Annotated in this window: 9 protein-coding genes; 7 read left to right on the top strand and 2 right to left on the bottom strand. The window is 71.0% G+C overall.

The window, feature by feature from the left end; all coding sequences use genetic code 11:
• A partial coding sequence (locus ACFXGJ_RS13355; RefSeq protein ID WP_378620292.1) for a TetR/AcrR family transcriptional regulator occupies positions 1–566 on the bottom strand: 566 nt, incomplete at its 3' end.
• An 81-nt stretch (positions 567–647) separates the two neighbouring features.
• Between ACFXGJ_RS13355 and ACFXGJ_RS13350 the strand changes: the two genes are divergently transcribed.
• The 3 genes from ACFXGJ_RS13350 (at position 648) to ACFXGJ_RS13340 (ending at position 2,347) form a co-directional block, all read left to right on the top strand.
• Positions 648–1,016, top strand: coding sequence for a DUF4267 domain-containing protein (locus ACFXGJ_RS13350; RefSeq protein ID WP_378620290.1), 369 nt, complete (start codon positions 648–650; stop codon positions 1,014–1,016).
• Between the two features lie 112 nt (positions 1,017–1,128).
• Positions 1,129–1,557: a cupin domain-containing protein gene (locus ACFXGJ_RS13345; RefSeq protein WP_378620294.1), complete on the top strand. Its 429-nt coding sequence runs from the start codon at positions 1,129–1,131 to the stop codon at positions 1,555–1,557.
• 88 nt (positions 1,558–1,645) lie between these two features.
• Entirely contained in the window at positions 1,646–2,347 is a 702-nt protein-coding gene (locus ACFXGJ_RS13340; protein WP_378620288.1) for a DUF2334 domain-containing protein, read from the top strand.
• Positions 2,348–2,401: 54 nt separating this feature from the next.
• Here ACFXGJ_RS13340 and ACFXGJ_RS13335 read toward each other — a convergent pair whose 3' ends face one another.
• Positions 2,402–3,049, bottom strand: coding sequence for an MBL fold metallo-hydrolase (locus ACFXGJ_RS13335; RefSeq protein WP_378620286.1), 648 nt, complete (start codon positions 3,047–3,049; stop codon positions 2,402–2,404).
• 84 nt (positions 3,050–3,133) lie between these two features.
• Between ACFXGJ_RS13335 and purS the strand changes: the two genes are divergently transcribed.
• The 4 genes from purS to ACFXGJ_RS13315 all read left to right on the top strand — a co-directional run bounded on the left by purS (position 3,134) and on the right by ACFXGJ_RS13315 (position 6,349).
• Positions 3,134–3,373, top strand: a complete 240-nt coding sequence (purS, locus tag ACFXGJ_RS13330) for a phosphoribosylformylglycinamidine synthase subunit PurS (RefSeq protein ID WP_142096470.1) — start codon at positions 3,134–3,136, stop codon at positions 3,371–3,373.
• Positions 3,370–4,047 (top strand): phosphoribosylformylglycinamidine synthase subunit PurQ, encoded by a 678-nt coding sequence (purQ, locus tag ACFXGJ_RS13325; protein ID WP_378620277.1) that lies wholly within the window; start codon positions 3,370–3,372, stop codon positions 4,045–4,047. Before purS ends, purQ begins: the two co-directional genes overlap by 4 nt.
• A gap of 70 nt (positions 4,048–4,117) precedes the next feature.
• Entirely contained in the window at positions 4,118–5,200 is a 1,083-nt protein-coding gene (locus tag ACFXGJ_RS13320; RefSeq protein ID WP_378620274.1) for a dihydrodipicolinate reductase, read from the top strand.
• Between the two features lie 51 nt (positions 5,201–5,251).
• Positions 5,252–6,349 carry a dihydrodipicolinate reductase gene (locus ACFXGJ_RS13315; protein WP_378620270.1) on the top strand — a complete coding sequence of 366 codons (1,098 nt, stop codon included), beginning with the start codon at positions 5,252–5,254 and terminating at the stop codon, positions 6,347–6,349.
• Positions 6,350–6,359 lie beyond the last annotated feature (10 nt).

Genomic DNA, 6,359 nt, shown 5'->3' with positions numbered 1-6,359 from the left:
CACCCGAACAGCCCGGCGAGCACCTCGATGCGCGCGCGCTCGTTGGCGGTGTCGAGACGCTGCCCGCGGGTGAGCACGCACATCCCGTGCAGTGCGCTCCAGAACACCTCCGCCCTGGTCCCGGCGTCGCCGGTCGACCCGGTTCCGATCGCCGCCACCAGTGTCGCGAACCCCTCGCGCAGCTCCGGGGGGGTCGACTCGTGTGCGAAGCGCACGCCCAGTCGCATCGAGAACATGGCCTCGTACGTCGCGGGATTGTCCGCCGCGAAGGCCAGGTAGGCGTGGATGAACGCGTACAGCCGGCGGGACTCGTCGACGTCCCGCACCGCGTCGCGCATCACCCGGGTGAAGTCCCGGAACCCCTCAAGCGCGACCGCGTTGACGATTCCGTCCCTGCCCTCGGGGAAGTGCCCGTAGAGCACGGGCGGGCTGTACTCGATCTCGTCGGCGAGTCGCCGCGTCGTCACCGCGGGCCACCCCTCGTCCTCGGCGATGCTGCGCGCGCACTCGATGATCCTGCGCTCGCGATCCTGCTTCTCCCGCGCCTTGCGCTCTGAAACACCCACGACCAGATTCTATCACTGGTAGATTTCAAATCATCGATCGTCTATCGTTGTTAGAACTTCTACGAGTGAAAGGCACATCGGATGCTGAACTGGATCGGACTCGTCATCAGCTGGATCGGGGCGCTCGGGATCATCGGGATCGGTGTGGCCTATCTGACGAAGAACGCGAAGAACGCCGCAGGATTCGGGCTGCCTACCAGCCCCGCGCCCGATGCCCGCGGGTGGTGGCAGGTGAAGGGGATCCGCGACGTCACCTGCGGCCTGCTGGTGATCGCCTTCACCTTCGCCGGCCGCGACCAGTTGCCGCTGCTGATGCTGGTGCTCGCCGTCATCCCGCTCGGAGACATGGGCATCGTGCTGGCCAACGGCGGCGACCGGAGAGCGGCGTTCGCGATCCACGGGGCGACCGCAGGGGCGATGATCCTGGCCGCCGGACTGCTGGCCGCCTGAGGCGACCGCGACACACGAGGAGATCGGCATGAGCGACAACACGATCGGCGGCGACGTCCCGCTTCGGGCGCGCGCGAATCGGGACGAGGTGCTCGGCAACGACCGGGCGTCGATGCGGCTGCTGTTCGACGCGTCCGACACCGGCGACGCGCTCAGCTCGCTCGAGGTGCGCCTCGAGGTGGGCGTCGACGGTGCCACCCCGCATTTCCACACGCGTTCGTCGGAGTTGTTCCATGTGCTCGAGGGCGAGCTCCGGGTCATGGCAGGCGACGAGATCCGCACCGTGCCCGCCGGGGGATCCCTGGTGGTGCCCAAGCTGATGCCGCACGCCTTCGGTGCGACGGCAGATTCCGCGGCGCGGGTGTTGATCGTGCTGACCCCCGGTGTGCAACGGTTCGAGTACTTCCGGTTGCTGGCCCGGATCCAGGCAGGTGACGCGACGCTGGCGGAACTGGCGCCGGCGCAGGACGAATACGACAACCACTTCGTCGATGCGCCGCACTGGTGGCGGGACCGCAACGGGGTCCGTGACCAGGGGTAGCCGACGGCCCGGGTGCGCGGGGCGGTCCGCACCGAGCGCTCATCCGGATGTCAGTGGCCGTACACCTTGGGGTGCCAGGCTTGGCGGCATGGCCGGAGAGCTGATCGTGTCGGTGTCGGGGATCAGGGACGAGACCAGGGAGCGGGTCGCGGAGTTCGCGGCCGACCTGGACGGTCGCGGTGTGCCGCTCTCGCTGCTGGTCGCGCCGAGGCTCAAGGACAAGTACCGCCTGGTCCGCGACGAGCCGACGCAGGAGTGGCTGCGGTCGCGGCAGGCCGGTGGTGACGCCGTGGTGCTGCACGGCTACGACCAGGCCGCCACCAAGAAGCGGCGCGCAGAGTTCGCCGCGCTGCCCGCGCACGAGGCCACTCTGCGACTCCTCGCCGCCGACCGGGTGATGGAGGAGACGGGGCTGCGGACCCGGCTGTTCGCGGCGCCGCGGTGGCAGGCCTCGTCCGGCGCGGTGTCCGCGCTGCCGCGTACCGGCTTCCGGCTCCTCGCCGGTGCGACCGGCGTCCACGACCTCGAACGCGGCACCGTCACCCGGGGCCGGGTCCTCGGCATCGGCGAGGGCCACCGGGCCGAACCGTGGTGGTGCCGGGCGCTGGTGCTCGGTGCGGGCCGCACCGCCCGTCGCGGGGGCCTGGTCCGCCTCGCCATCTCCGCCAAGCAACTCGCGCAGCCGGGACCCCGGCAGGCCCTCCTCGACGCCGTCGACCTGTCGTTGCACCACGGTGCTCGACCCACCGTCTACCGCTGGGACCGGCGCCTCGGGCAGGCCGTTGCCTGACCCGACGAACTGTGCGCTCGTCACCCCGGCAGGGGTGCGTTGCGCACCGGCGCGTCAGCGCACTTCGATCGAGTTCTCCTCGGGCAGCACCCGGAACTCGGTGCCCTCGGCCGCCATGTCGGTGTAGCGGCCGTAGAAGATGCCGGTCGCCTGGTCGGCGAGGATCGCCTGGTGGATCGGCACCGCGACCCGCGGCGCGACGGCCCGCAGGTAGTCGATCGCCTCCGAGATCTTCAGCCACGGCGCCGCCGACGGCAGCGCCAGCACCCCGACCTGCTGCTCGGGCACGAACAGCGAATCGCCCGGGTGCATCAGCTGGGCCGGCTCGTCGGCGGTGCCGAGCAGGTAGGCGGTGTTGTCGATCACCGGGATGTCGGGATGGATCACCGCGTGCGTGCCGCCGGTCCCGGTCACCCGCAGGTCGCCGATGTCGAACTCGTCGCCCGCGTGCACCGCCTTCCAGTCGCCGCCGAACAGAGCGGCGGTCTGCGGGTCGGCGTACAGCGCGGCGCCGGGATTGGCCTCCACCAGGGCGGGCAGCCGCGCGGTGTCGGCGTGATCGGGATGCTGGTGGGTGATCAGAATGGCGTCCAATCCGGTGATGCCCTCGAAGCCGTGCGAGAAGCTGCCGGGGTCGAACAGAACCGTCGAACCGTTGATCTCGGCGAGCAGGCAGGAGTGGCCGAAATGGGTCAGTCGCATGCGGTCGAGTATGCGCCGGTAAACTGCCAGTTGCCCGGCGGGATTCTCCCGGGCGATACCGGAGCACCAAGCGAGGAGCAGCACGTGGCCCGTGTCGTAGTCGAAGTCATGCCCAAGGCCGAGATTCTCGATCCCCAGGGGCAGGCCATCGTCGGGGCGCTGTCCCGGCTGGGCTTCGCCGGCGTGTCCGACGTTCGCCAGGGGAAGCGATTCGAGCTCGAGATCGACGGCAGCGTCGAGGACGCCGAGCTGGAGAAGATCGCCGAAGGGCTGCTCGCGAACACCGTGATCGAGGACTGGACCGTGAGGCGCGTCGACGCATGAGCGCTCGCATCGGAGTCATCACCTTCCCCGGCACCCTCGACGACGTCGACGCCGCGCGCGCGGTGACCCTGGCGGGCGGCGAGGCCGTCAGCCTGTGGCACGGCGACGCCGACCTCAAGGGCGTGGACGGGGTCATCGTCCCCGGCGGCTTCTCCTACGGCGACTACCTGCGCTGCGGCGCGATCGCCCGGTTCGCCCCCGTGATGGGCAAGGTCGTCGAGGCCGCCAAGGGCGGCATGCCGGTCCTCGGCATCTGCAACGGCTTTCAGGTGCTCTGCGAGGCCGGGCTGCTGCCCGGCGCGCTGACCCGCAACGAGGGCCTGCACTTCATCTGCCGTGACCAGTGGCTGAAGGTCGAGTCCACGTCCACCGCGTGGACGGCCCGCTACGAGGCCGGCGCCGAGATCCTGATCCCGCTCAAGTCCGGCGAGGGTCGCTACCAGGCCTCCGAGCGGGTGCTCGACGAGCTCGAGGGGGAGGGCCGCGTGGCCTTCCGTTACGCCGGCGACAACCCCAACGGCTCGCAGCGGTCCATCGCGGGCATCGCCTCCGCGAACGGTCGCGTCGTCGGGCTGATGCCGCACCCCGAGCACGCGACCGAGTCGCTGACCGGACCGAGCGACGACGGCCTCGGCATGTTCTACTCCGCGCTCGACGCCGTCCTCACCGCCTGAGGGATCACGCGTTGATTCGCCGCGAGGGCGGACCGGGTTTTCCGGTCCGCCCTTTTGCTACGGTCCGCCGATGATCTCGACGATCGTGTGGGGCACGGGGAATATCGGGCGCGCGGCCATCCGCGCGGTCGACGCGCACCCGGGTCTGGAGCTGACCGCGGTGCTCGTGCACGGGCCCGAGATGGTCGGCCGCGACGCGGGTGAACTCGGTGGCCTGGAACGGACTCTCGGGGTCGTCGCCACCGACGACGCCGCCGCGGTGCTCGGCGCCCGACCCCGCGCCGTGGTGTACGCCGCGTCCGGCAACACCCGCTCGGCAGGCGCGCTGGCCGACGTCTGCGCGGCCCTGCGCGCGGGCGCGGTCGTCGTGACCGAGCCGATCCATCCGCTCTACGACAGCCGCGACGACCGGCACGAGGTGCGCGCGCCGATTCGCGAAGCGATCGCGGCGGGCGGCGGCTCGCTGTTCGTCGCCTCCGCCGACCCGGACTGGGCCAGCGGGGTGTTGCCGCTGCTGCTCGGTGGTCTCGGCACCACCGTCGACGTGATCCGCTGCCAGGAGATCGTCGACTACTCCGGCTACTCGGAACCCGGGTCGGTGCGCCGCCTCGTCGGCATGGGCGAGCCTCTCGACTACCTGCCGCCGCTGCTGGCGCCGCGGATGCCGACCACGGTGTGGGGCGGTCAGGTGCGGATGCTGGCGCGTGCGCTCGGTGTCGAACTCGACGAGATCCGCGAGACCGTCTCGCGGCGCCCACTCGAGGTCACCGTCGAGACCGACGCCATGGGGAAGTTCGAGGCAGGCGGGCAGGGCGCGTTGCGGTTCGAGGTGCAGGGCATCGTCGGCGGGCAGCCGCGCATCGTGATCGAGCACGTCAATCGGATCGACCCGACCTGCGCACCGGATTGGCCGAACCTGCCGGAGGACGCCGCGAGCGCCTACCGGATCGTCGTCGAGGGCGACTCCCGGCTCGAGACGACAGTCCGTTCGGTGGTGGGCCGTGGCGACCCGGCGGCGGGCGGCGCGCGGGCGGCAGTCGGCAGGCTCGTCGACGCCATCGTCTGGCTGGTGGGCAAGGACCCGGGACTCTACGACGCACTCGACGTCCCGCTCCGGCCTGCCGCGCGCGTGGCTGACCCCGTCACCGCCTGAGTGGTCCGATTCCACCACGAGAACGTATTTCAGTTCGGTACCGTCCGATCCATGATTTCCGTGGCCGTCTGGGGCACTGGCAACGTCGGGCGTGCGGCCATTCGCGCCGTCGACGCGCACCCTGAGCTCGAGCTCGTGAACGTGCTGGTGCACAACCCGGAGAAGGTCGGCCGCGATGCGGGTGAGCTGGGTGGCCTCGACCGCGATCTGGGGGTCGCGGCGACCGACGACATCGAGGCGGTGCTCGGGGCCGGACCCGGCGCGGTGGTGTACGCGGCCTCCGGCGACATCCGGCCCGACGACGCCCTTGCCGACATCTGCCGGGCCATTCGCGCCGGCGCCGTCGTCGTCAGCCCCGCGCTGTACCCGCTCTACGACCACGCCAACGCCCCGGCGGAACTGCGGGAGCCCGTGCTCGCCGCGATCGCCGCGGGCGGCGGCTCGCTGTTCGCCTCCGGCGTCGACCCCGGTTGGGGCAACGACGTGCTGCCCCTTCTGCTCAGCGGGCTCGGCAGCACCGTCGACGTGATCCGCTGCCAGGAGATCTTCGACTACTCCACCTACGACCAGCCGGACTCGGTCCGGTACCTGGTCGGCATGGGTCAGCCGATGGACTACCTGCCGCCGATGATCGCGCCGTCGATCCCGACCATGGTGTGGGGCGGTCAGGTGCGCATGATGGCGCGGGCGCTCGGTGTCGACCTCGACGAGATCCGCGAGACCCTGGATCGGCGGGCGCTCGACACCACCGTCAGCACCGCGACGATGGGCGAGTTCGAGGCGGGCACCCAGGGTGCGGTGCGGTTCGAGGTGCAGGGCATCGTCGACGGGCAGCCGCGCATCGTCATCGAGCACGTCACCCGCATCCACTCGACCTGCGCGACGGACTGGCCGATGCCGCCGGACGGCGACGGGGCCCACCGGGTGATCATCGAGGGACGTCCGCGCATCGAGGTCACCGTCGAATGCACCGACGAGGGCGGCAGCCGGTCCGCGGGCGGCAACGCCACCGCGGTCGGCCGCCTCGTCAGTGCCATCGACTGGCTGGTCGACGCGGAGCCCGGACTGTACGACGCGCTCGACGTCCCGCTGCGCCCCGCCGTGGGCAGATTGGGACGATCAGCCGTGGACGAACCAGCACACTCGTAGTCACGAAAGG

The sequence above is a fragment of the Rhodococcus sp. NPDC059234 genome (genome assembly GCF_042754225.1).
Taxonomy (GTDB): Bacteria; Actinomycetota; Actinomycetes; order Mycobacteriales; family Mycobacteriaceae; genus Rhodococcus_G.
Note: the sequence above shows the minus strand (reverse complement) of the source record. Positions and strands in the feature narration are given on the sequence as shown.

Coding starts and splice junctions, on each gene's coding strand:
- ACFXGJ_RS13350 (WP_378620290.1), top strand. CDS start 648: ATGCTGAACTGGATCGGACTCGTCATCAGCTGGATCGGGGCGCTCGGG.
- ACFXGJ_RS13345 (WP_378620294.1), top strand. CDS start 1,129: ATGCGGCTGCTGTTCGACGCGTCCGACACCGGCGACGCGCTCAGCTCG.
- ACFXGJ_RS13340 (WP_378620288.1), top strand. CDS start 1,646: ATGGCCGGAGAGCTGATCGTGTCGGTGTCGGGGATCAGGGACGAGACC.
- ACFXGJ_RS13335 (WP_378620286.1), bottom strand. CDS start 3,049: ATGCGACTGACCCATTTCGGCCACTCCTGCCTGCTCGCCGAGATCAAC.
- purQ (WP_378620277.1), top strand. CDS start 3,370: ATGAGCGCTCGCATCGGAGTCATCACCTTCCCCGGCACCCTCGACGAC.
- ACFXGJ_RS13320 (WP_378620274.1), top strand. CDS start 4,118: ATGATCTCGACGATCGTGTGGGGCACGGGGAATATCGGGCGCGCGGCC.
- ACFXGJ_RS13315 (WP_378620270.1), top strand. CDS start 5,252: ATGATTTCCGTGGCCGTCTGGGGCACTGGCAACGTCGGGCGTGCGGCC.